At 55.8% G+C, this 23,878-nt stretch carries 16 protein-coding genes, 2 pseudogenes and 1 riboswitch; of the genes and pseudogenes, 11 read left to right on the top strand and 7 right to left on the bottom strand.

The window, feature by feature from the left end:
- The first annotated feature begins 57 nt into the window (after nucleotides 1–57).
- Nucleotides 58–1,389 carry a superinfection immunity protein gene (locus ABDK74_RS02660; protein WP_346002602.1) on the top strand — a complete coding sequence of 444 codons (1,332 nt, stop codon included), beginning with the start codon at nucleotides 58–60 and terminating at the stop codon, nucleotides 1,387–1,389.
- Nucleotides 1,390–1,396: 7 nt separating this feature from the next.
- Here the strand turns inward: ABDK74_RS02660 and ABDK74_RS02665 are convergent, their stop codons facing one another.
- Nucleotides 1,397–2,689 (bottom strand): voltage-gated chloride channel family protein, encoded by a 1,293-nt coding sequence (locus ABDK74_RS02665; protein WP_408874455.1) that lies wholly within the window; start codon nucleotides 2,687–2,689, stop codon nucleotides 1,397–1,399.
- A 36-nt stretch (nucleotides 2,690–2,725) separates the two neighbouring features.
- A riboswitch (Fluoride riboswitch) is annotated at nucleotides 2,726–2,804 on the bottom strand.
- A gap of 172 nt (nucleotides 2,805–2,976) precedes the next feature.
- On the opposite strand from ABDK74_RS02665, the gene ABDK74_RS02670 reads away from it, so the two are divergent.
- From ABDK74_RS02670 to ABDK74_RS15885, 5 genes and pseudogenes are all read left to right on the top strand, one after another.
- Nucleotides 2,977–5,613: a M1 family metallopeptidase gene (locus ABDK74_RS02670; RefSeq protein ID WP_346004141.1), complete on the top strand. Its 2,637-nt coding sequence runs from the start codon at nucleotides 2,977–2,979 to the stop codon at nucleotides 5,611–5,613.
- A gap of 104 nt (nucleotides 5,614–5,717) precedes the next feature.
- Nucleotides 5,718–7,358, top strand: coding sequence for an ABC-F family ATP-binding cassette domain-containing protein (locus ABDK74_RS02675; protein WP_346002603.1), 1,641 nt, complete (start codon nucleotides 5,718–5,720; stop codon nucleotides 7,356–7,358).
- A 613-nt stretch (nucleotides 7,359–7,971) separates the two neighbouring features.
- Nucleotides 7,972–8,292 (top strand): annotated as a pseudogene (locus ABDK74_RS02680) (IS5 family transposase); the annotation flags it as partial.
- Between the two features lie 62 nt (nucleotides 8,293–8,354).
- Nucleotides 8,355–8,525 carry a hypothetical protein gene (locus ABDK74_RS15880; RefSeq protein WP_408874492.1) on the top strand — a complete coding sequence of 57 codons (171 nt, stop codon included), beginning with the start codon at nucleotides 8,355–8,357 and terminating at the stop codon, nucleotides 8,523–8,525.
- A 20-nt stretch (nucleotides 8,526–8,545) separates the two neighbouring features.
- A complete protein-coding gene (locus tag ABDK74_RS15885) occupies nucleotides 8,546–8,746 on the top strand; it encodes a transposase (RefSeq protein WP_408874493.1) in 201 nt (66 codons plus the stop codon).
- 14 nt (nucleotides 8,747–8,760) lie between these two features.
- Here ABDK74_RS15885 and ABDK74_RS02695 read toward each other — a convergent pair.
- Nucleotides 8,761–9,524, bottom strand: a protein-coding gene (locus ABDK74_RS02695) for an IS5 family transposase (protein WP_346002506.1) whose coding sequence is annotated in 2 segments (ribosomal slippage) — nucleotides 8,761–9,191 and nucleotides 9,191–9,524 — 765 coding nt in all. Because the reading frame shifts where the segments join, the coding sequence is not laid out codon by codon here.
- A gap of 230 nt (nucleotides 9,525–9,754) precedes the next feature.
- Here ABDK74_RS02695 and ABDK74_RS02700 point away from each other — a divergent pair.
- From ABDK74_RS02700 to ABDK74_RS02715, 4 genes and pseudogenes are all read left to right on the top strand, one after another.
- A pseudogene (locus ABDK74_RS02700) lies at nucleotides 9,755–10,298 on the top strand (IS5 family transposase); the annotation flags it as partial.
- A 122-nt stretch (nucleotides 10,299–10,420) separates the two neighbouring features.
- Complete coding sequence (xylB, locus tag ABDK74_RS02705; protein ID WP_346002605.1) at nucleotides 10,421–11,911, top strand: xylulokinase; 1,491 nt, start codon at nucleotides 10,421–10,423, stop codon at nucleotides 11,909–11,911.
- A gap of 559 nt (nucleotides 11,912–12,470) precedes the next feature.
- Nucleotides 12,471–14,294 (top strand): hypothetical protein, encoded by a 1,824-nt coding sequence (locus ABDK74_RS02710; protein WP_346004142.1) that lies wholly within the window; start codon nucleotides 12,471–12,473, stop codon nucleotides 14,292–14,294.
- A gap of 120 nt (nucleotides 14,295–14,414) precedes the next feature.
- A complete protein-coding gene (locus ABDK74_RS02715) occupies nucleotides 14,415–15,707 on the top strand; it encodes an MFS transporter (RefSeq protein ID WP_346002606.1) in 1,293 nt (430 codons plus the stop codon).
- Nucleotides 15,708–15,764: 57 nt separating this feature from the next.
- Here ABDK74_RS02715 and ABDK74_RS02720 read toward each other — a convergent pair whose 3' ends face one another.
- Both ABDK74_RS02720 and ABDK74_RS02725 read right to left on the bottom strand, forming a co-directional pair.
- Nucleotides 15,765–16,376: a YceI family protein gene (locus ABDK74_RS02720; protein ID WP_346002607.1), complete on the bottom strand. Its 612-nt coding sequence runs from the start codon at nucleotides 16,374–16,376 to the stop codon at nucleotides 15,765–15,767.
- 37 nt (nucleotides 16,377–16,413) lie between these two features.
- On the bottom strand, nucleotides 16,414–17,232 hold the full coding sequence (locus ABDK74_RS02725; RefSeq protein ID WP_408874456.1) for a DODA-type extradiol aromatic ring-opening family dioxygenase: 819 nt from the start codon (nucleotides 17,230–17,232) through the stop codon (nucleotides 16,414–16,416).
- Nucleotides 17,233–17,332: 100 nt separating this feature from the next.
- Here ABDK74_RS02725 and ABDK74_RS02730 point away from each other — a divergent pair, with 100 nt between their 5' ends.
- Nucleotides 17,333–18,244 carry a LysR family transcriptional regulator gene (locus ABDK74_RS02730; RefSeq protein ID WP_194256033.1) on the top strand — a complete coding sequence of 304 codons (912 nt, stop codon included), beginning with the start codon at nucleotides 17,333–17,335 and terminating at the stop codon, nucleotides 18,242–18,244.
- Nucleotides 18,245–18,263: 19 nt separating this feature from the next.
- Here ABDK74_RS02730 and ABDK74_RS02735 read toward each other — a convergent pair whose 3' ends face one another.
- The 3 genes from ABDK74_RS02735 to ABDK74_RS02745 all read right to left on the bottom strand — a co-directional run bounded on the left by ABDK74_RS02735 (nucleotide 18,264) and on the right by ABDK74_RS02745 (nucleotide 23,722).
- Nucleotides 18,264–19,952, bottom strand: coding sequence for a M28 family metallopeptidase (locus ABDK74_RS02735; RefSeq protein ID WP_194256032.1), 1,689 nt, complete (start codon nucleotides 19,950–19,952; stop codon nucleotides 18,264–18,266).
- A gap of 14 nt (nucleotides 19,953–19,966) precedes the next feature.
- Entirely contained in the window at nucleotides 19,967–21,532 is a 1,566-nt protein-coding gene (locus tag ABDK74_RS02740; protein WP_346002608.1) for a hypothetical protein, read from the bottom strand.
- A gap of 63 nt (nucleotides 21,533–21,595) precedes the next feature.
- The gene (locus ABDK74_RS02745; RefSeq protein WP_346004144.1) at nucleotides 21,596–23,722 is read right to left on the bottom strand and encodes a M3 family metallopeptidase; all 2,127 of its coding nucleotides are present in this window, start codon (nucleotides 23,720–23,722) and stop codon (nucleotides 21,596–21,598) included.
- Nucleotides 23,723–23,878: the final 156 nt, after the last annotated feature.

Below are 23,878 nucleotides of genomic sequence, written 5' to 3' on the forward strand. Positions count from 1 at the left end.
TCTGACTGCGGGGATGACGAGACATTGTACGATACGAAGCAAAAACGACCCACGGCCATGGTCGTCAGAGTGTTCGCAAGCGCCTTGGTGGGTGTCGCGCTAACGGTTATTTCATCCCATGCGGAAGCAGCGCCCGACCGCACCCTTCAGCCCCTCGCTCATGCCGAGTTGGAAAATAAATCCCATACCACCCTCTCCGCGCGGGGTATTGTCGCGGCACTGGATGTCAGACACACAACAAACTGCAATGTGCCCGTCGTCTGGGCGGATGCGAATTCCAGCCCGACATCTCCTTGCAGCATGGCCTTTCTAACACTTCGCACGCCCGGCGACACACAGGCGCACGCATCTTCTTTTCCGCTGACGCCCTACGGAACGGAAGACGACGGCATGGCGCAGCTCAGAATGTCTTTTCGGCAGCTTGACGCTTCTTCACCGTTTCCGCAGGTCATGGTCTCCGCCTATACGGGTGGGGCGCATTGCTGCTCCCTCACCTCCATTTTCGATCTGCGTTCCAACGGGCGCTGGCAGCATCTCGAACTGGGATCCATGGACGGTGATGGTGAGCCAGAGGTTGTAGATGTCACGGGGAATGGGCAGCAGGAGATCCTGACCGTTGATCAGTCTTTTCTCTATGCCTTCGCATCGCATGCTGGATCGGAAGCACCTGTTGTGATTTCGCGTTATCATGATGGCGTTCTGCAAAACGTGACACGCGATCCGGCCTACCGGGACTATCTTGCCAAAGATCTGGCAGACAGGCGCCGTAACTGGATACGATCCGGGCGTTTCGAGCCGAATGGTTTTCTGGCCTATGAGGTCGCGACCATGGCCAATCTGGGCAAATTCTCCGAAGGCTGGCGCGATATGCTGGCTCATGCGCAATCTACGAAAGAGTCCGGATTTGGGCTGTCGTTATGTGATCTCAAGCCCGCCGCAGAAAAACAGAATGGCCACGGCTGCTCGGTCAAAGAAAAAGAACTGCTTCCGTTTCCCGAAGCTCTCTCGGCTTTTCTTGTCCAAAGCGGCTATATAACGCCTGAACAGGCTGCTTCGGTCAGAGAAAACCAGAGTTCTGCTAGCGCGCCTCCACCGTCAATGGCATCCGCCCCGCAGAACCCGCCGCCCCCATCATCTGCGGTCGCCCGACCTACGGCAACGGATTCCGACACCGCTGTTTCGGAAAAATCGACCAAATCCGGCAGCTTATTCGTCACTCTCGCCGGCTTTGGACTGGCTCTTTATCTTCTCCCAATCCTGATCGCTTACAAACGCGATACTGTCGATCAACGAAAAATTGCGATCATAACGGTCCTGCTGGGCTGGACGATCATCGGATGGATCGCAGCTCTTGTCATGGCTCTCACCCAGCATTCACGAAAAGCATAGACAGCGCTCAGTTTCTGCTTCGCGCCTCTCGCAGCGTCATGGCCCCGACCCGCTGTGAGAGGTAAATCCCGGTCTTTCCGGAAAAAGCGCAGGCCACGAAACATCCGATCGCGAAATAGGCGATATCCGCTGCCCCAAATAACTCCACACCCATTAGAGTACAGGCCAGAGGCGTGTTCGCCGCGCCAGCAAAGACCGACACGAACCCCACAGCAGCGAGTAGGTCCACCGGCATATGCAGCGCATGGGCAAGAGCATTGCCCGACGCAGCCCCAAGAAAGAATAGAGGCGTGACTTCCCCGCCCTTGAACCCGCTCGCCAGAACAACAACCGTAAACACCAGCTTCCAGAACCAGGACCAGGGATAGAATGCAGGCCCGAAAAAACTGACAATGGACGCTCCACTGGGTTCTGCCGGAAGAACGCCCAGCCCAAGATAATCCCTGTTCCCAACGACCATCACCAGAAGAATGGTCGCAATCCCCCCAATGGCCGGGCGCAGCCATGATCTCGGACAGTTTTTTTTCATGAGCGCCGCCAGACGATGCACGCTCTCGGCAAAGATCCAGCTCAGGCAACCGAAGACAACAGCCGCACCTGCAACCTTCGCAGCCAGCACAGGATTAACGTGCAACAGCGAGCCGTCGGCGGTCAGTGTTCCCTGAAACATCAGAGGATAAAAAACGTGGTGCACACCCCATGCCCGGCAGGACCAATCGGCTATGACAGAGGTCATGACCGCAGGCAGAAGAAACCGGTAGTCAAGCCGACCGAGTGTCAGAACTTCAAGAGCGAAAACCGCTCCTGCCACGGGGGTTCCGAAGACGGAACCAAATCCGGCAGCAATGCCACAAACCAGCAGGGCGCAGCGTTCTGAAGAACGAAGTCTGAGCAGCCGCGCCGTCGCACTCGCCAGACTGCCTCCAACCTGTATAGCGGTCCCTTCCCGCCCGACAGACGCTCCGAAAAGATGGCTCACAACCGTCGCGATCAGCACGAAGGGCGCCATTCGGAGTTGAACCCCGGCCCCCGGCTCGTGGATTTCGTCCACGATCAGGTTTGCCCCGCCTTCCACATCCCGCCCGAACCAGAAATACCATAGCCCGACGGCCACCCCAGCCGGAGGAAGGCCAAATAGCAGAACCGGATGAGCGATCCTGCAAGCAGTTACGACATCCAGAAGCCACAAAAACAGGGCGCAGACGCTGCCGATACACACCGACAGCATGATGAGGACAGCACCCATCCGGCAATAGTCGAGAATACTGGAAAAACGGAACTGATTTTGAACGTCGTTCATGGCGGACGCATGTCTCCTGTCTTGTGCCGCGCAGGGCGCTGGACAGGAATCATCAGCTTCCGGATGAAGCGGTTCGACCGTGAACGGTCAGGCAGAATCCATTGCCTTCAGATAGGAAAAAAGCCTCTCAACGCCCGATCTGTCAAGAGATCCGCTCGCCCGGCAGATGACAAGGTTTTAAGGGGACGGCACTTTCCAGCATGACAGGGGTATGCCACCGTAACCGTAACAAAAACGAACGGCCCGATCCGTTCTTCCATCCGGCTGATTTTAAGGATCTGCATATCATGCGTCGCCTTCTGGTTCTCACCACCCTTCTGGCAGGGCTACCCTTCACGGTCCCAGCGCATGCCGAAGGAACCTTCTCCTTCGCCACGACACCGGGGCAGCTTCCCAAAACCGTTGTCCCGACGGATTACGTCATCGACCTGACGACCGACATGGAGCATCTGACCCTTCAGGGTGAAGAAATCATCCGGATCGAAGTCCAGACCCCGACTGCGGATATCACGCTCAATCAGGCGGGCCTCAAGCTGGCGAGCGCTCTGCTCGACAACTCCGAGAAAGCCGTCATCCATCAGGACGACGCCGCAGAGACGGTCACACTGCACTTCCCGGCCCCCGTTCCGGCTGGCGTGCATACGCTGGCCATCAAGTATTCCGGTCCGATCCTGAAGACGCCCAACGGCATTTACGTTGACGACTACACGGACCCCAAGGGCAATCCGCAGCGGATGCTTGTCACACAGTTCGAAGTCGCCGATGCCCGCCGCATGTTCCCCGGATGGGACGAACCGGCCTTCAAGGCGACATACCAACTGAACGTGACGCTTCCGTTCGAATATGCTGCCGTGAGCAACATGCCGATCATCGGCACGACACAGCAGGATGAAAAGACAAAGCGCGTCTCCTTCACCGCGACCCCACGCATGTCGAGCTATCTGCTGGCACTGGTGGCGGGCGACATGGCCTCCGTCGATGGCAAGGCAGACGGCACACCTCTGCGCGTCTTTGCACCGACCGGCCTTGAAAATCAGGGCACCTACGCTCTGGGCGCTGCCGAAAAGATCCTGCCCTATTACAACGACTATTTCGGCATCAAATACCCACTGCCGAAAATGGATATGCTGGCCATCCCGGGCAACTATCAGGCCGGTGCGATGGAGAACTGGGGGGCGCTGACCTATATCGACAACGTCCTGCTGTTCGATCCGAAGAACAGCACGCCCCGCACTCGTGAACTGATCTATGAAGTTGTCGCACACGAAATGGCGCATCAGTGGTCCGGCGATCTGGTGACCATGGGTTGGTGGGATAATATCTGGCTGAACGAAGGCTTTGCGTCGTGGATGGAAATCAAGGCGACGGACAAGATGAACCCGGAATGGGACATCTGGCCGCGCCAGCACGAAACCCGTGAAAGCACGATGGCGACGGACGCCCTGTCCACCACCCATCCGATCCAGCAGACCATTCACAATGTGAGCGAAGCCAACTCTGCCTTTGACGGCATCAGCTACGGCAAGGGCGAACTTGTCATCCGCATGATGGAAGGCTGGCTTGGCGAAGACCATTTCCGTGACGGAATGCGCGCCTACATGAAAGCCCATGCTTACGGAAATGCCACCAGTCAGGACCTCTGGAACGCCCTGTCACAAGCGTCGGGTCAGGATGTCGGCAAGGTGGCCCGCAGCTTCACTGAACAGCCCGGCATCCCGCAGGTCAATGTCGCGGCGGTCTGCCAGAATGGCCAGACGACATACACCCTGACGCAGAGCCGTTTCACGATCCACGATCCCAACGCGAAAGCCCTGACCTGGAACATTCCGGTTGTCGCGGGCGGTCCTGGACTTGAGACCAAGAAGCTGGTCCTCGGTGCTGAGCCCGTAACCTTCACCCTCCCCAGCTGCAACGCCCCCCTCAAGCTCGATCTGGGCGAGAGCGGTTATTACCGCGTGCATTACGACGACGTCGCCTTCGCACCGATCGCCGCCTCGATTTCGAAATTTGCGCCGGTGGATCGCGCGAATATTCTTGGCGACCAGTTCGCCCAGTTCCGGGCTGGCCATGGCAACCTGTCCTCCTATTTCGATCTTGTGGACCGACTGACGGCAGCGCATGAGAGCGACATCGCCACGCTTGAGGAAATCATTGGCAAGCTGGAAACGCTTGATACCTATGAAATCAACAGCCCGGACCGCGCGGCATTCCAGGCCTATGCCCGCAGCCGCCTCGCTCCCGTGCTGAAGCGTCTGGGCTGGGACCAGAAGCCACATGAAAGCGTGCTGGACACCATGCTCCGTCCGTCCGTGATTTCGGCTCTTGGGAACTTCAACGATCCCGCAGTCCTTGCAGAAGCCAAGCGCCGTTTCGCGGCATGGCTCAAAAACCCGGCCTCCCTGCGTCCGGATCTGGTTGGCACAGTCTCGGCTCTGGCGATGAAACATGCCGATGCCGCAACCTATGACATCATGGCAAAGAAGGTCCGCGATACGCAGGCCACGGAAGTCAAACTGCGTCTGTTCCAAGCTCTTGCCAACGCCACGGACCCCGATCTGATCCGTCGCAATGTCGAACTGGCCTATAGCGGCGCTATCCCGAACGGTCGTATTTCAATGGCCCTGTCATCGATCGCCTCTGCCAGCGAAAACCCGGATCTCGTCTGGAAGCTCGTTCGCCAGCATGAAGCCGAAATCCGCACGCATCTGGCCCCTTGGTCACAGGACGGGTTCCTTCCAGCCATCGCAGCCCATTCCAACAATCCGGATATTCTCGCCGAACTGCAGAAAGACCCGTCTTCCAGCATGACAACCGGTGCGAAAATCGCCACGGCCCATGCAGTCAATGCCGTTTCAGCCCGCAAGGAAGCCGTTCAGGCAGCCCAGAACCAGATCCACGACTGGCTTGCCGCTCACACTCACTAACACTCCAACGAGGCGGAAAAGATCCGCCTCGTCCCTGTCCGGGGCGGTAAAACTGCTATAGACGTGGCTCTCTTGTTTTACCCGCCACCGGACCATCCTGCCCCATGCTTCAGATCGAAAACCTTGTCTTCAACGCCTGGGGACGACAGTTCTTCAATCGTGCAAGCGCGAATCTTCCCAACCCATCCAAGGTTTCGCTGGTTGGCCGGAATGGCGTCGGAAAATCCACGCTTTTCAAACTCATCAAAGGCGAGCTTCAGCCGGATTCTGGCGAAATCGTCATCCCACGTGCTGCCCGTGTCGCAACAGTGGATCAGGAACATCCCGCCACCCCCATCAGCCTGATCGATACGATCCTCGCAGCCGATACGGAACGCGCGACCCTCATGGCAGAGCTGGAAACAGCCGATCCTGAGCGGATGGGCGATATCTGGATGCGCCTGATCGAAATCGATGCAGACAGCGCCCCTTCCCGTGCGGCAGAAATCCTGAATGGTCTAGGCTTCTCCACGGCAGACCTCGACCGTCCGATGGCCGAATTCTCGGGTGGCTGGCGGATGCGCGTAGCCCTCGCCGCTGCCCTCTTCGCCGAACCCGATCTGCTGTTGCTCGATGAGCCGACGAACTATCTCGATCTTGAAGGCGCCTTATGGCTGGAAGCGCGCCTCGCCCGCTATCCCCATTCCGCACTCATCATCAGCCATGACCGCGAACTTCTGAACAATTCCGTAGACTTCACCCTGCATGTTACGGAAGGCAAGCTGGAACTCTACACCGGCGGATACGACGATTTCGAACGTCAGCGGGCCGAGAAAATCCGCCTGCAAAGCGCCACCCGCGCCAAGCAGGAAGCCGAACGCGCGCATCTTCAATCCTTTGTAGACCGCTTCAAAGCGTCGGCCGCAAAGGCGGCACAGGCCCAGAGCCGCGTGAAGCGTCTCGCCAAACTGGCTCCTATAGAAACCACGATCGAAGCCTCCGTCTCACCATTTCTTCTCCCGTCCCCTGCCCGCCCACTCGCACCGCCCCTGATCCGGCTGGAAAACGTCGAAGTCGGCTACGGAGACGACCCCGCCATCCTGCGCGACCTGAATCTCAGACTGGATGTGGACGACCGCATCGGCCTGTTGGGCGTTAACGGTGCCGGTAAATCCACCTTTGCCAAAATGATCGCAGGCGCTCTTGAAGTCCGCTCCGGAGAAGTCTCGCGCTCTCCCCGCATTGAGGTGGGCTGGTTCCATCAGCACCAGATCGAGGCGCTCGACCCCGAACAGACCCCTCTCGATATCATGCGTGAGGCCCGCCCCACAGACAGTGATCAGTCTCACCGCTCCCGTCTGGCTCAATTCGGCATCCACTTCGAAAAACAGGGTACCAAGGTTGAAGCCCTGTCTGGCGGTGAACGTGCCCGCTTGCTGCTGAACATGGTGGCTATGGCTGCTCCGCACCTGCTGATCCTCGATGAGCCCACCAACCATCTGGATATCGACAGCCGCCGCGCCTTGCTGGACGCCCTGAACAGCTACGAGGGCGCAGTCATTCTCATCACCCATGACCGTTCGCTCATGGAGTTGGTCGCAGACCGTCTCTGGCTTGCGGCAGACAACCAGATTGTGCCTTTCGACGGCGATATGGACGACTACGCCAAATTCGTTATCGAGCGCGCAAAAGGTGGAACATCTGCTCCGTCTCAAAATGCTGCCAAGGAAAAACGTTCAAAGAATAAGAAAAATAAAAGCAAATAATAATATTGATTTGAAAAAAAATAAAGTGATCTACAGAAAACGTAGATCACTTCAATCCATCTAATGAATATAGGTTATAATAATATAATTCCTATTATAAATTATATTTTAAGAATTATTTCAAAAAAAACCGAAATTAAATTTATTAAACATTAATTAAGAAGAAAATATAATTACCAAAGTTATTCAATGCCACATCGATATCATTTACCATAACACATTGAAGCTATAATGAGTATTTTATAAGATTAGCACAACCCGCACATCAGACACTGTATCGAGAAAAATCAAGATAGGATGTCAGCCTGTTTAAGAGCATTTCTTATCTATTATTATAATAAAAAATATGAAATATCGCCCTGACAATCAAAACAAAAAACCTTCCAAACGATAGAAGAGTATTCGATCATCCTAATACGGACCAAGCGTGCACGTATCAGCATTAACGGGATTAAATCAGTTATTATTCACCCTTCAAAATACTCATACCATCAATATTTTACAAATTTCGTGCTTACATCACATACTAGATCATGTTGACAAAATGTCTATACGATCTGCGTGAGATCTGATTCACTGTTTGCTTCAACGAAGGCGATAAGGTGGAGCGGGGATGGCACGAGGGGATCTGACGGATCGTGAATGTGCGCTGATTGGTCCGCTTTTGCCATCCGAGCGCGGGCGTTGGGCTCGTCCAGCCGGAGACAACCGCCGGTTTTTCAATGGCATGTTGCATGTTCTGCGCACAGGCTGCTCCTGGCGGGACATGCATGAGTGCTACGGCAAGTGGAACTCGGTCTATGTCAGGTTCCGGCGTTGGGCTGAACAGGGTGTCTGGGATGCCCTGTTGCAAACCTTGGTAGATCTTGGGCTGACCGATAACTGGCAACATATGGTCGACAGTACGGTAGTCCGCGCCCATTCACAGGCCGCTGGCGCAAAAGGGGGGCTCATTCGGAAGCTTTTGGTCGATCACGCGGCGGCTTTACGAGCAAAATCCACGCCCGATGCGACAATCAGGGGCGTCCTCTCGGGTTTGTCCTCACCGAAGGACAGGTCTCAGACTACAAGGCCACAGGTGCCCTGATGGCACTGCCTGTTCCGAACCTCAGAGCCATGCTGGCCGATCGGGGTATGACAGCGACTGTTTCCGCCAGGATCTGCTGATCCACGGGATCCTGCCGGTCATTCCATCACGAAAAGGCCGCAGCGCTCCACAGAAAACAGACTGGCGGCGTTACAGGGACCGCAACCGCATCGAGCGGATGTTCAACCACCTCAAGCAGATGCGCCGCATCGCAACCCGCTACGACAAGACCGCCTTGTCCTTCATGAGCTTCCTCGATCTCGCCGCCGCAAGGCTCTGGATCAGTCTTTTGTCAACGTGATCTAGGCTCAGGACTCATTCTTTGAGGTAGAAGATGAAGGTTGCTGCGATATGGATTGCGGACATGAAGATATGAGCGCAGCGGTCGTATCTGGTCGCAATACGTCGCCAGTCTTTGAGTTTCGCGAACATGTTTTCGATGAGGTGGCGCTTTTTATACAGATGCCAGTCGTAAGGCAGCTTTGATTTCCGGTTCTTTTTCGGGGGAATACAGGCAGTGATATTGCGTTCTGCAAGCGATAACCTGATCCGGTTGCTGTCATAGCCTCTGTCCCCGATGACTTCTTCTGTCTCTTCGGGGAGATCTGCCAGCAGCACGTCTGCGCCTTTGAAGTCACTGACTTGTCCTGCTGTCAGATAGAGGCGAACAGGCCTGCCCTGACTATCGCACACGGCATGGAGTTTTGAGTTCAGGCCGCCTTTTGTCCGTCCGATATGGCGGGGAAAAGCCCCTTTTTGAGTAGAGACGCCGCCGTTCTGTGTGCCTTGAGGTGTGTTGCATCGATCATCAGGCGCTTTGAACGGCCAGCCTGTTCTGTCAGGGCGACAAAGATCCGGTCGAAGACACCCAGGCGGCTCCAGCGAATAAAACGATTGTATAAAGTCTTGTGCGGGCCATACGCTTTCGGAGCGTCTTTCCACTGAAGCCCGTTGCGGATCACGTAAACGATTCCGCTCAAAACACGCCGGTCATCCACACGGGGCACTCCATGCGGCAGAGGAAAAAACGGCTCAATCCGCTCCATCTGGCGTTCAGACAGCAAAAATACGTCACTCACAGCCTTACCTCCATCGGTAAGCCTGTGAATCACAACGTCTCGCTCAGTTCAATATTTTAATAGGTCCTGAGCCTAGTTACATTGACCAAAGGCTTGTCGGTCTGGGGCAAGATCCGATTCACTATTTGCCTCTGTGAAGACAGAGAGGGCTCTGGCCCCATTGTTTTGAGGTGGAAAACCTGTTTCAGGCTCTGCAAAGAGACTGAAGATGAGTGACCTGTTTTGGCTGACGAATGATGGATGGCCTGCCTGCTGCGATGGCCGGACTTCGGGCCATAATGATTGATCCGACCCACCTCAAAACACACGGGACGGATCCAGCGCTGCGGTTAAAGGATGGGGCTGAATCCTGAGCCTGAGCCGCCTGATCGGTCGCACCAAAGGCAGTATAAACACAAGGCTACCATGCAGTCACCGATCAGAACGTACGACCTCTGAGCTTTTTCATGACAGACGGACACGCCAGTGATTACATCGGAGCCTCTGCTCTGCTGGACAGCCTTCCCATGGCACAGTGGATGCTGGCGGACCGAGGGTACGATGCTGACTGGTTTAGGAATGCCCTAATGAAGAAAAAAGTAATCAAGCCCTGCATTTCGGCAAGAAGATTTCGCGAAAACCAGTCAATACGACAAGCGAAAATACAAAAGACGCAATCGTATTGAAATCATGCTCGGTCGCCTCAAGAACTGGCGGCGGGTCGCAACACGTGCTGACAGATGTCTAACAGCCTTCTTCTCAGCCATCTGCCGCGCTGAAACCGTCGTTTTCTGACTATAATTCCTGAGTCTACCGACCGTTCAAAAATGAGAAACCTTTCCCCTCACACAAAAGTGGCGCGCCACGACGTGCAAACGGGTCCAGACTTAGTGCCCAATGTAATGGCGGGGCGGTAGATGTATATCGGAATCGATCTAGGTACATCGGGAGTAAAGGTGGTGCTCGTGGACGAGGCACAGCGTGTTCTGGCCTCAGAAACAGCAAAGCTGGAGGTCTCGCGCCCGCATGAAGGATGGAGCGAACAAAACCCGGAGGACTGGCTCGCAGCTACGCTCGCCGCCATAGACGCGCTGGCAAAGGCGCATCCGTCCGAAATATCGCAGGTAACGGGCATAGGGCTGTCGGGACAACAACATGGCGCCGTGTTGCTCGACGGCGAGGGCAAGGTGCTTCGGCCTTGCATATTGTGGAATGATACGCGAGCAGAGGCTGAGTGCGCGGTATTCGAGCAGCGCTTCCCCGCGAGCCGCGCGGTGACGGGCAACATCGCCATGCCGGGCTTCACCGCGCCAAAGTTGATTTGGGTGGCGGAGCACGAAAAAGACGTTTTCGCAAAGACACGTCTCGTACTTCTGCCCAAAGCATGGCTACGCTTTGCCATGACGGGAGAGACGATCGAGGACATGTCCGACGCATCGGGCACGTTATGGCTGGATGTCGGACGGCGTTGCTGGTCAGAAGAGGCTCTGTTGGCGACTGGGCTGTCATTGTCTCATATGCCGGAATTACGAGAAGGAAGCGAAGCTGCTGGCTTTCTCAAACCCGCACTGGCGCAGCGCTGGGGAATGCGAAAGACTCCCATTTTTGCGGGAGGCGCTGGAGATAATGCGGGTGGAGCGGTTGGGTTGGGCGCCACCAAGCCGGGTGACGCCTTCCTCTCGCTCGGTACCTCCGGCGTGGTATGGGTGACGACAGATTCGTATCGCGGTGGTGGTCGAGATGCGATTCATGCGTTCTGTCATGCCGTACCTGGGGTATGGCACCAGATGGGCGTGACGCTCTCGGCGGCAGCGTCGCTGGCGTGGTGGTCGCGGGTGACAGGTATGAAAGAGGCAGCGCTTCTGGCCGAGTTGCCTGAAAAGCCAGTGGGGCCTTCCCCCGTCCTATTCGCCCCTTATCTTTCGGGCGAGCGCACGCCACACAATGACGGAGCGGTACGGGGCGGCTTCGCACTCCTCTCGCAGGACACGACCCGTGCGCAGATGACACAGGCTGTGCTGGAAGGCGTCGCGTTTTCGTTCCGCGATGCGTTGGAGGGGTTGAGGGCGTCCGGGTCTGAAGTAACGGAGGCATCGGTAATCGGCGGTGGGTCGCGCAGTGCCTTTTGGGTGAAGATCCTCGCCTCAGTACTGGGAATTTCCTTGCATCGTTTGACGCATGGAGAGACAGGGGGCGCATTCGGCGCAGCGCGATTGGCGCGTCTGGCTGTAACAGGCGAGGCTGTAGAAGCAGTATGCTTGCCCCCAGAACGCGCGGGTATTGTTGTTCCGGATGTGTCGCTGCGTCAGGCGTATGACACTGCCTATGCGGGATACCGCGCGCTGTATCCTGGTCTTGCAGCAGTGAAAACAGCTTCTTCGAAAAAGAAGGAAGGTATCGTCCCCTGATTTCGGGGCTGATGGGCTTTAATGGATGGTTCTGCTTGCTGAATCAGTCATGATGAAAAAAAGCTGTCAGTCTATAAGTGGTGCAGGAAAAATTTGCTGAACAGGCGTTGCGGTGTGCGCCATATTTCTTTCCCCAAAACGGCGAAGCCGGAGCCGATCGTGCCGGCTGAGTCTTGAGCCTGAATTTGCGGTCCCCATTGCAAGCGTGTCGTATCGATATAAGCTTGGATGACATTTTTCCTCTCCTACATCCGAGCCAACGGGAGATTGATATTCATGCCAAGCCCATCGCCTGATTGCCCTCAGCCAATTTCTGCATAGGTTGCATTCAGGAATAATACGTCTAAAAAACAGTTTGCATCTCTTAAAAATACAAACTTATTGATCCAAATCAATATTTAAACTTCTGCGACCGCGTAAGTATTCTCTGCGACTGTGTCCGCCGATAACTCTTGCGAGATGCAGACGTGAAGCATGGTTGAATGTGTAGAAAGGATAAAATGTGTTTCCTTTTGGTGGCCTGAAGATCGTAGGGCAATATCTGCCCAGACGGTGCAGACTGCTATTGAGTGCTGCAATTTTCATCGGGGGGCCCACGACGGCATTTGCCCAAAGCACTGACGACCAGGAACTGGCCGCCATCAAAGCCGAAATGCGCATGCTGGAAGGCAGGTTGCAGGCTATCGAGGAGCGTCGACATGCTACGACAGCTTCACGAACAGTCCATCCCGGAACCATAAAAACACCTTTTGCGGCCCACAGTATGACAGCAGGGTCCGAAAAAAAACGCATCGCGATGCCTCCTTCACCTCACGGAACCGGGGTTATACCGGTCTCAACGACAGGCATTTCTCCGACCAGCGTACCTGCGGCTTTTACTCCCGCCCCTGCCCCCACGCATCAGACACCACCACCGCTTTTTCAGTGGTTGGGAAACCAGCATAACGAAGCTCACAGAACATCCATTGACCTGACGTCATCCAGCCCACTGGCAATCACACAGACGGAAGTGGATCATCTTCCGCCCGTTTTCCAGATCGGCAACCTGACCGTGCGTCTTGGCGGATTCATTGATTTCTCCAATATCTGGCGAAGCTCCAACCTGACCAGCGGACCGGCAACGGCGTGGAATGCTTTTCCTTATGCCAACAGTCCCAATCACGGATTGAGCGAAGAGCGTTTCTCCGCACAGCTCACGCGCTTCTCCACCCTTTTGGAAGCGAATCCGACCAAAGCCGTTCGCCTTCAAGCCTATGTCGAGGCCGATTTCGGTGGGTCCGGAGGCACGACGAACAGCGTGCAGATCAACGGCTACACCCCTCGGCTGCGTCAGGGTTACTTCACCTTCACTGAGAAGGACTGGGGCGTACATGTTCTCATGGGACAGGCATGGAGCCTTACAACCAACTACGCCAAGGGCGTCATTCCCCGCCAGGAGCAACTTCCTGCCGTTACGGATAACAACCAGATCCCAGGCATCACCTTCACCCGCGTTCCACAGATCCGCATCGCCAAGGACTGGGACAAGAAGTACTGGCTGGCGCTGTCAATTGAGGACCCTCAGGCTACAGTTGGTTTTTCGGATGCTCTCAGTTCAGGCGGCACGCTTCCGGCAAGCTATGGTCGACTTGCAGGACCACGCGTCTTTTACTCCAATGCAGGGGGTGTATTGCTGAATCCCAACACGCAGTACAGTTACAATCCAGCGCCCGACATCGTTCTCAAGACGGCTGTTGATACGTCTTTCGGACATTACGAAGTCTTTGGGCTGGCCCGATGGTTCCGAGGGCTGATCCAGCCCTCAGGTGAGAATCACACCCATAAAAGCACCCAGTTCGGTGGCGGTGTGGGTGCTGGCATGACCGTCCCTCTCGGAACGGACAAGCTACAACTGACAGGTAACGTACTGGCAGGTCAGGGCGTGGGGCGTTATGGACCGACCCTCATTCCCGATACGACATTCGACAAAAACGGAAATCCCAGCCCAGTCCCGGAAATCATGGGTTCTCTCGGGCTTGTCGGCCATCCGGCGCGCTCAGTTCTACTTTACACCTATGGGGGTGTGGAAAGTGCAGGACGTCGCACCTATCTGGGCGCGGACGGAATCCAGCACGGCTATGGCGCAACAGACCTGAACCTCTCCGGCTGCGAATACGAATTCGGAACATGTTCCGCTCAGACGAAAACATTAGCCTCCCTGACAACGGGCGGCTGGTGGCATTTTCTGGACGGTCATTATGGCAGCGTCATGGGAGGTCTTCAGTACACCTATATCCGGAAATTCGCCTTCAAGGGTAATGACGGTGCAGACCATGCCGTCGATCCCACGACTTATGGACATACAGTGTATGTGACATTCCGTTACTATCCGTTCCAGCAATAATATCAGGTGAAATATCCATAACCCCTGAAAAATAACCTCCTTTCCCCAATTAAGCCGTCGCGCCACTCACGATCATGCTGTCCGGTCTGACTGACCGTCCATGACATACTGGAGAATTTCATGTCTGGTACATTACCTCAGGCGGCTTCCCAGCCCCTGAACCCGTCACCGGCGCAACCACAGAAACTTCAGCCGCTCTACGTGCTGTCATGGTTCTTGTGCGCGCTTTTCTATTTCTATCAGTATGCCATCCGCTCTGCTCCCGGGATCATGCAGGATGAACTAACCCAGGCTTGGGGCAACAGTCATCTCGGCCTGATGATCGCATCCTATTACATCGTTTATGCGCTAATGGCGCTTGCCGTGGGCGTGCTGCTGGACCGGTATGGCGCACATGCGATCATGCCGATGTTCATTGCCGTAACAGGTGTCGGGTGCCTGATTTTCGGTCAAGGCAGTTTGGTCGCCGGTATTGGCGGCTATATCATTCAGGGTATTGGCGCGATCTGTGCCTTCGTGGGGGCGTCCTATGTTGCGGCGCGGTATCTTCCGGCCCGGACGCTGGCTCTTTTCGTGGGGCTGACGCAGTGCATGGGCATGGCAGGCGCCGCTTTCGGCTCCAAACCGACCCGCATCCTGATTGATCCGCACGGCTCGTTCCATCTCCCCTGGCAGTCCGTCTGGCTGGGCTTCGGAGTTATCGGTCTTCTGCTGGCCGTCGCCGTCTTTTTCGTCATGCCACGCGATACCGGAGACAGCGACCACCATCACGGCGACATGTCCGTTGGAAACCTGCTGCGTCCTTTCAAAATCATTTTCTCCAACCCACAGAGCTGGATCGCGGGACTTGCGGGCGGTCTGCTATTCGTACCGACGACGATCGGCGCACTGGGCTGGGGTGCTCTGATGCTCAGCAAGGGCGAGCATACGACGATGGGTTTCGCAGCCACGGACGTCTCGATGGTTCCCATCGGATGGGTCATCGGATGCCCGCTTCTGGGCTGGATTTCCGACAAGATCGGCCGTCGCAAACCCGTTCTGATCGGGGGCGCAGTGGTCCTGCTGGCAGCGTCGCTCTGTGCGCTTTACGTCCCGGTCGGCGTTCTGCCGCATTACTCCGTGGCGCTGATCATGGGGATCGCATCGGGTGCCGCTATGATACCGTTCTCTTCGATGAAGGAAGTCAATCCGCCAGAGGTCAAGGGAACGGCCGCAGGCGTCATGAACTTCCTCGTTTTCGGCACAACCGGCATTATGTCTCCGCTCGTCTCCGCCCTGATGGGCAAAACGGCGCCCGAGACGATGGAACAGTTCCATACGGCTTTTCTGCCGCTGGTCATCGGGATCGGAATTGCCATTGTTCTGGGGTTCTGTCTCAAGGAAACTGGCTGGAAAGTCCGCAAGGCTTCCTGAGTGTTTCGGACAGACGAAACAAAAAAACGGCCCATGGAAATGGGCCGTTTTTTTGTGTTACTTCGCAACCGTCTTTTCAAACGCTCCGGCAATCGTCAGCGTCACGTCATCACCGACATAGGGAACATATTTCTTCACCCCGAAATCGCTCCGATGGATCGTTGCCTGAGCCTGAAAGCCAACCGTATAAGCCTTGTCCATCGGATTGACGCCTGCTCCCACGAAATGGACGTGCAAAATTTCGGGATGCGTCACGCCATGTAGCGTCAGGTTACCAGTGACCAGCGCTTCATCCGCACCTGTCTGGCGAACCTGCGTCGAGACAAAGGTTGCCTCCGGATATTTCGTAACATCGAACCACTCGCTGTTTTTGAGTTCGTCCGTCAGAACCGTGCTCGTCGTCGAAACACTTGAAACCGGAATGGTCACGTTCAGATGCGAGGCATCGGGATGAGCAGCATCAAGCTGGAGCGTTCCCGTAACGCCGGAGAACTGGCCGGAATAATAGGTGAAACCAAAATGCAGGACGGAAAATCCGATCTGCGTATGGCTGGTCTCGACCGAATAGGCGCCCGACGGCACGCTTGCTGGCGTGGCAGCGAAAGCGCTGGAAGATAGAAGTGCCGCAGCGAATACGGCACCAACGCTCTTAAGAAAATACGTGTTCATGAGTTTGCGATCTTTCATGTGTGAAAAGGTAAAGGCGTCAGCCGAACCGGAAACCGGACAGGGCTTTTCCCATAATGACATCGCTATAATCGCGATGCCCCGTATCAGTTCCCGCGGCTCCCGCGGCAAACATCAACGGCAGAAGATGTTCAGGCTGAGGATGGCAATCCCGTGCGAAGGGAGCATGCTCCCAGTCCACAAGACGACTTCTGCGAAGGTCGGAGGGCGCTTCGATCGCGCTCTGAAGCCAGTTATCAAACGCGACGGACCGGGCATCTGAAACGACATCAGGCCGCATCAGATAATGCATGTTGTGATACGTCATGCCGGTGCCCACCAACAGAATGTTTTCACTCCGCAAAAGCTCCAGAAGCTGTCCAAGCCGCAGGACATCCGCCGCATCCATCGTTCTGGGCAGGGAGATTTCCACGACCGGGATACTGGCATCTGGAAAGGCCAGCATGAACGGAATAAACACCCCATGATCCAGCCCTCGGTTGGCATCTGCGGCGCAGTCGACCCCTGCATCCTTCAGAAGACCGAGCACTTTTTCCGAAACATCAGGGGCACCCGGCACAGGATATTCAAGCTGGTAGGTATGAGGAGGGAAACAGTAATAGTCGTAGATCAATGACGGATGAAGGGCGGACCCAATACGCATTTCGTCCGTTTCCCAATGTCCGGACATAACAACAATGGCGTCCGGCCGACGAGGAAGCGTTCCACTGACAGAGCGAAGATAAGCGGCCATGCGGTCCCATGTGTTGCCCCACTCCATGAAGAAACATGGGCCGCCACCATGCGGCAGAAAGAGAACAGGCTGTCGGCTCTCCTGATTGTCCGGCGTCATCTTCATGGCCTCCCTCATCCTTCGGCAAAGCAGATGTTGCCATCATGCGCTGGAAAGAATAATTCCCTGTTTTAGAAAATGATCTGACACCAGGAGTGTGAGATAAATGCTCGATCGTTTCACCAGCATGCAGGTGTTTGCAAAAGTTGTGGCTCAGGGAAGCTTTTCCGGAGCGGCGCGCGCACTCGGCCTGTCCCAGACGATGGTCACGAAACATATCGCTGCTCTGGAAAGTCGGCTTGGCATCTCGCTGTTTCACCGCAGCACGCGCAGGCTTTCCCTGACGGAACCCGGACGCCTGCTGCTGATCCACACCCAGAAGATCCTCACGGATCTTGAAGAAATGGAGCAGGAAGTCTCCGCAGAAAATCAGGAGCCCCGGGGCGTTCTACGTCTGAATGCGCCGGTCTCGTTCGCTATCCGGCATGTCGGCCCCATCATGCCGCAATTCAGCCAACGCCACCCCCTCGTTACGGTCGAACTTGGGCTTGATGATCGAAGGATTGATCCGATCACGGAAGGATGGGACCTGACCCTCCGTATCGGGCGAATGCCGCCAAGTGCATTACGCTCACGCCCTCTGGCCCGGGTAGATTTCGTGGTCTGTGCCGCACCATCCTATCTTGAACAGCATGGCACGCCTCACACCATTGCCGAACTTCAACAGCATCAATGTCTGGGCTACACACTGGGCCAAGAGATCGGTGCTGCCCGCTGGAGCTTTGGCCCGAAAGGCGAACGGACTGTCACGGTCAGCGGGCCGATGAGCGCCAATAATGGCGATATCTTGCGAGAAGCCGCCGTTGCGGGACAGGGGATCATTTATCAGCCGCTTTTCATCGTCTCAGAAGAACTGAAATCCGGCAGCCTCGTGCCGCTGTCACTGGACGTGTCCACGATGACAGGGCCGGAACTGCACGCAGTGTATGCCCCGACGCCTCATGTCCCGCTCAAGATCCGGGCGATGATCGACTTTCTGTCAGAACAGTATGGGCCGGTCCCGCCTTGGACACTCTGACGGAACCGGCAAAGACGCGTTAGTGAACGGTCGAAGGCGCAGTTTTCTGGCGGATCGCTGCGAATTCCGAACCGGCACTCCACTGCGGCCAGTCATGCGAGAACGCCACGTCATGCCCGACCTTCCAGACGGCCCAGACGTCCTGCGCAGCGCCCCTGACATCCCAGTCCGGGCTCCAGGCATCACAGGCCTGATGATAGCAAGCCATATAAGCCGTCAGCCATTTCCCGCCCGCTTCCGTCCCGCCTTTCACGAGATCAAACTTCCCGGCCATATCCATCACCGCGAGAACCGGTACACCCGCGCGTGCAAACGGCAGATGATCGGCGCGATAGAACGCCCCGCGCTCAGGCATCGCTTCCGGCTGGGTCGTGCGCCCCTGAAGGGCCGCAGCAGCAGCGAACTGATCCTGCAACGTGTTCTGCCCTGCCCCAATAATGAAGGCGTTATGCGCAGGCCCAGCCATCTGAAGAACATCCATCGTCAGGTTGGCCGCCGTCTTATTCAGCGGGGCTAACGGATGGGCCACATACCAGCCTGAACCCAGAAGACCCCGCTCCTCGCCCGTCCAGGCTACGAAACTGACCGTCCGATCGGGTTTCGGTCCAGCTTTGAAAGCCCGGGCGATTTCAAACAGCGCCGCAATGCCGGAGCCATCGTCAATCGCACCGCGCCGAATGACCGTGTTGCCTTGGGCGTCCGTGCTTTTGCCGTAAGCATCCCAATGCGCGCCGAACATGACCGTCTCGTCCGGATATTTCGCACCCGTGATCTTCGCGAGTACGTTCTGGCTCTTGAGGCGATCAACCGTGACCGGAAGATCGGCGGAGAATGCTGTATGCTCCAGAGTGACCGGTCGGAAATCCTCCGAACGCGCCTTGATGCGGAGCGCTGCAAGATCCAGACCCGCCTGACGGAACAGTGCATCTGCGGCTTTCCCCTCAAGCCAGCCCTGAACGGGCACGGGGCGGCTTTCGCTGGCCGTGTGTTCCACGTCATAGGCTTCACCGCCCGGCGCCACGACAGTGCTCCAGGGGTAGGAAGCCCCTGCCGTATCATGGACGATCAGAGCCGCAACCGCACCACGACGGGCAGCTTCCTCGTATTTATACGTCCAGCGCCCGTAATACGTCATGGTCTTTCCGCCAAAGCGCCCGGCCACGGGCTCGCCGGGAGCGGCATCGAAATCAGGGTCGTTCACAAGGAAGATCGCGACCTTGCCCTTGAGATCCACGCCTTTGAAGTCATCCCAGTGCCGCTCCGGCGCATGGGCACCATAGCCGACAAAGACCATCGGCGCGTTTTTAACCTTAAGCCGATCCTCAGGCAGCAGGGTTGAAAGATAGATATCTTTGAACTGGACCAAGGAGAGCGTCTTGCTGCCCGTATGAGCGGCAATCGATCCCGTCGCCCCCGTTCGGGTTCGGAGCATGGGAACATCCTGCGTCCATCCCCCGTTTTCCCCGGCAGGCTCAAGTCCCAGCGCTTTGTATTGTTCGATCAGCCAGGGAACCGTGATCTTCTCCCCATCTGTTCCCGGAGCACGGCCTTCGAACCGATCCGAAGACAGGACTTTCATCGTCTCCGACATGCGCGACGGACTGATATCGGCAGAAGGGTCTGCATATCCCATGACGGGGGTTAGCAAAGCGGCTGTCAGCACAGTTGCAAGAAAGAGAATGCGGCGGGAAGAGGTTTTCTGCTTCATGACAGACGATACTTTCAATGGATATTTTGAGACCGTAAGGCCGGGTCTCCGGCTTCTAAGGCGTCACGCTCCAACCGGTCGCGGCGGACATAGACACTCTTTTCAACCGGATCGCGCTGATAGTCGCGCGCAAGAATTTTCAGAACGCAGGGCATGTAATCTGCTGCGCTCCATCGCCCCCAGACACGATAATCGTCAAAATATATGACGGGCGGAAGGTCACGTGGAAGATCCACGCATAAATCACGCTCATATCCAAACCAGGGATGGCGGGCATAGTCTGCTTCCCACGGAAGATATTCATGGTATTTCTTCATGGAAAGACGACCGGCATAAATATAAACATCCGGATTATACGGAATAACCAGAATACGTTCCTGCGGCCCGGAATATTTCTGAATGACTTTGACAAATCCGACAGTCGCATTTTCATGAATGGGATGGAATCCAGCCTGCCGCTGCTGCGCACGATTCATTCCATAAGGCGAGGACGTCGCCTGCCGCACGCCCAGAACAAACATGAGGCAGAACAACCCTGCGATCAAAGCTCCTACGACCTCGCGAGACTGCGTCACCCGCATCAACATCAGAACGCAAAGCGTAAGGGCTCCCATGACGAATGCACCATCCTGAAAACCAAAGGCACCACGCACCTGTGTCATGAGGATGCCGCCCAGAAGCAGCAGGACAGCCACCCTGTGCCGGGATGTCACAAGCAGAAAAATACTGCCGCAATAAAAACAGATCGTCGCCAAGGACTGAACGAGAGCCTCATGCTGAAGAGAGGGAATCAGACTCAGCACCAACGGCTTCAGGCCAACATCAATATAAGGTGCGTAATAGAACTGGTTTGCAACGAAATGATAGGCGATCATTCCTCCCAGATCGCCATAGAACAACATCCACACCAGACAGGCCGCAAGCGCTCCTCCAGCCCCAGCTACAAGGTTAGGGATAATGCTCCTCGATCCGCGACGACGAGTAGCCAAAGCAGACAGAACCAGCAGAATAGCAGTCGGAGCAAAAGAATAGGCTGTCAGAGGTAAAAGTGCGAGACAGGCACCTCCACATCGCGCCTGCCAGCGTCCGATGTCTTCTCCGAGCAAAAGCGGAAGAGCCACAAGGGCTATCACACCGCCAAGAAGATCTCCGCCAACGGTCCAGTAGCTGTCCATGTTGAAAGCCTGAACGGTCCATTGGGCACCCATCGCAGCAAACCACATGCCAACAGCAAGATACCGTGCAGAGTTTTTCTGAAGTGCAGGAGAGCAGAATACTGCGATAGCGGCTCCTATCGTGCAGAGGATAGGAACAAGACGCATCAGATAAGCGGAGTGGAAGTCAGCAAACAGACCAACACACCATGACAGAATAAAAATCAGGGGACCATGAGCGTCGATATAGTCCCGATACAAGACATCACCTTTCGCTACGGCCAGACCGCCCAGGATATGTCCGGATTCATCTCCGAAAGAAGGCGTTCCCAAACCATAAAATGCCTTGAGAGCAAAATACAGCACACCCAGAAAAGCGAAGAGTGGGCCACAAGACGACAGGACGTTCATTCTGCGCATGGACATCGTCTATTCTACGCCTTGAACGAAAAGTTGGGAAGGAAACTGTAGTCCCCTTCCCAACTGCGATTACTTACCCGTTTCTGAAACAAGCCCGCGATGCACAAGCATCGGAGTGATGTCAGGATCTTTGCCGTAGAAAGCTTTGAACATGGGGCCGTAATCCATCGTATGTCCCTTGGAGAGGATCATGTCGCGAAAGCGCTGTCCATTCTCGCGCGTCAGACCCCCATGATCCTGAAACCAGGCGAATGCGTCCTGATCCAGCATTTCCGTCCACAGATAGGCGTAATATCCTGCGGAATAACCATTGGACCAGATATGCAGGAAATTGCTGGAACGATAACGCGGCGGAACAACCGCAACGTCCAGTCCCGTGCTATCCAGTGCTTCATTTTCAAACTTGTCCACGTCCTGACGCGGAGCTGAAGCCGGCAGGCTGTGCCATTTCATGTCCAGTTCAGCGGCCGCAACGATCTCACCCAGCGCATAGCCCTGATTGAAATGCGCAGCCTTGCGGATTTTCTCGACCAGCGCCGCTGGCATCGGAGCGCCAGTCTTGTAGTGACGCGCGTAGTGCGACAGGACTTTCGGGTCCAGCGCCCAGTTCTCGTTGAACTGCGACGGAAACTCCACGAAATCCCGTGCCACACTGGTGCCTGAAAGTGACGGATAGGTCTGGTCTGCAAACAGACCGTGCAGGGCATGGCCGAATTCGTGGAACATGGTCGTCACATCGTCGGACGTGATGAGCTGCGGCTGCCCCGGAGCAGCCTTGGTGAAGTTGGCGACGTTATAAATGACCGGTTTCGTTCCCAACAGCTTCGACTGCCCAACGAAGTTGGACATCCAGGCACCGCCAGACTTGTTGTCACGCTTGAAGTAATCGAAATACATCAAACCAAGCGGTGATCCATCCTTGTCATGAACTTCGAACACCATGACATCCGGCTGATAAACAGGAATGTCCGTCCGCTGCTGGAATGTAATACCGTAGAGCTGATTGGCAGCGAAGAACACGCCATCCGTCAGGACCGTCTTGAGTTCGAAATACGGTTTGATTTCATCTTGGTCGAGGTTGTATTTCGCACGACGCACCTGACCGGAATAATATTCCCAGTCCCAGGGCTTCAGATCGAACTTGCCACCATCCTTGCGGATGGTCTCCTGAAGAACCGCTGCTTCACGCTTCTGTTCCGCAGCCGTGGCCGGCACAAGTTGCTGCATGAAGTTTTCCGCAGCTTCCGGCGTCTTGGCCATCTGGTCATACAAAGTATAGGCGGCAAAGTTCGGGTAACCGAAAAGCGCGGCTTTCTGCGCGCGAAGTTCTGCAAGCTCGGCGATCGTGGCGCGGGTATCGTTCTCGTCCCCTTTCTCCGCGCGTGTCCAGCTCTGGTCGAACAGAGCCTTGCGCGTATCACGGTTAGTCAAGGAGGACAGATCAGGCTGCTGCGTCGTGTTCTGAAGCGGAATAACCCATTTTCCGCTCAGTTTACGCTCCTGTGCAGCCTTGGCAGCGGAAGCGATCGCATTGGCGTCCATGCCTGCCAGCGCTTTTTCGTTATCTACAACCAGAGCACCGGCCTTGGCACTCGCGATCAGCTTCTGTTCATACTGGGTTTCGAGATTGGACAGCCGCGTATTGATCGCACGCAGCTTCGTCTTGTCTGCCGCAGAAAGCTGCGCACCAGCGTGCACGAACTGCTGGTAATAAATGTCGAGAAGCTGCGCCTGTTCAGGGGTCAGCGTCAGCTTTTCCCGACGATCGTAAAGAGATTTCACACGCGCAAAGAGCTTGGCGTTCAGATAGACTTCATCTTCATGAGCCGTCAGGCGCGGGGCTTCTGCGCTCTGAACCTTATCCAACACGTCATTCGTATTGGCCTGATAGACGCCATCGAACGTCATCTGCACACGGTTGAGAGTCTGACCGGCCCGCTCCATCGCCCCAATGGTATTGTCGAAAGTCGGAACCGCGCGATTATTTGCAATCGCATTGATCTCGCGCAGATGCTCAGCCATGCCACGCTCGAACGCCGGGGCGTAGTCGCTGTCCTTGATCTGATCGAAGCGGGGTGCCTGAAAAGGCAGCGTACTCGCTGAAAAAAACGGGTTTGTTGCAGCCGCATGTGCTTCAGCCGAAAGAGAGAAAGCTGAAACCGCAACAACTGCGGCGAGCCTGAAATTGAAAACCATGAAATCGCCTGTGACATTCGTGATGATGCCGAACCGTATGGTGTTCACAGCGGATCGTCAAACGCGAGCCCCGGCCTTGGGAAAAGATGCAAAACCAGTCAGTTGGTACTTGACGCCATTTTCTCCTTGGCGCGCGCGAACGCCCCTCCCTAGACC

Origin of the sequence: Gluconobacter sp. OJB (assembly GCF_039638275.1) — a bacterium.
Taxonomy (GTDB): domain Bacteria; phylum Pseudomonadota; class Alphaproteobacteria; order Acetobacterales; family Acetobacteraceae; genus Gluconobacter; species Gluconobacter cerevisiae.

What these genes read in the sequence shown, in the direction of transcription:
- ABDK74_RS02660 (WP_346002602.1), top strand. Translation starts at nt 58, where the DNA reads ATGGTCGTCAGAGTGTTCGCAAGCGCCTTGGTGGGTGTCGCGCTAACG.
- ABDK74_RS02665 (WP_408874455.1), bottom strand. Translation starts at nt 2,689, where the DNA reads ATGAACGACGTTCAAAATCAGTTCCGTTTTTCCAGTATTCTCGACTAT.
- ABDK74_RS02670 (WP_346004141.1), top strand. Translation starts at nt 2,977, where the DNA reads ATGCGTCGCCTTCTGGTTCTCACCACCCTTCTGGCAGGGCTACCCTTC.
- ABDK74_RS02675 (WP_346002603.1), top strand. Translation starts at nt 5,718, where the DNA reads ATGCTTCAGATCGAAAACCTTGTCTTCAACGCCTGGGGACGACAGTTC.
- xylB (WP_346002605.1), top strand. Translation starts at nt 10,421, where the DNA reads ATGTATATCGGAATCGATCTAGGTACATCGGGAGTAAAGGTGGTGCTC.
- ABDK74_RS02715 (WP_346002606.1), top strand. Translation starts at nt 14,415, where the DNA reads ATGTCTGGTACATTACCTCAGGCGGCTTCCCAGCCCCTGAACCCGTCA.
- ABDK74_RS02720 (WP_346002607.1), bottom strand. Translation starts at nt 16,376, where the DNA reads ATGAACACGTATTTTCTTAAGAGCGTTGGTGCCGTATTCGCTGCGGCA.
- ABDK74_RS02725 (WP_408874456.1), bottom strand. Translation starts at nt 17,232, where the DNA reads ATGAAGATGACGCCGGACAATCAGGAGAGCCGACAGCCTGTTCTCTTT.
- ABDK74_RS02730 (WP_194256033.1), top strand. Translation starts at nt 17,333, where the DNA reads ATGCTCGATCGTTTCACCAGCATGCAGGTGTTTGCAAAAGTTGTGGCT.
- ABDK74_RS02735 (WP_194256032.1), bottom strand. Translation starts at nt 19,952, where the DNA reads ATGAAGCAGAAAACCTCTTCCCGCCGCATTCTCTTTCTTGCAACTGTG.
- ABDK74_RS02740 (WP_346002608.1), bottom strand. Translation starts at nt 21,532, where the DNA reads ATGTCCATGCGCAGAATGAACGTCCTGTCGTCTTGTGGCCCACTCTTC.
- ABDK74_RS02745 (WP_346004144.1), bottom strand. Translation starts at nt 23,722, where the DNA reads ATGGTTTTCAATTTCAGGCTCGCCGCAGTTGTTGCGGTTTCAGCTTTC.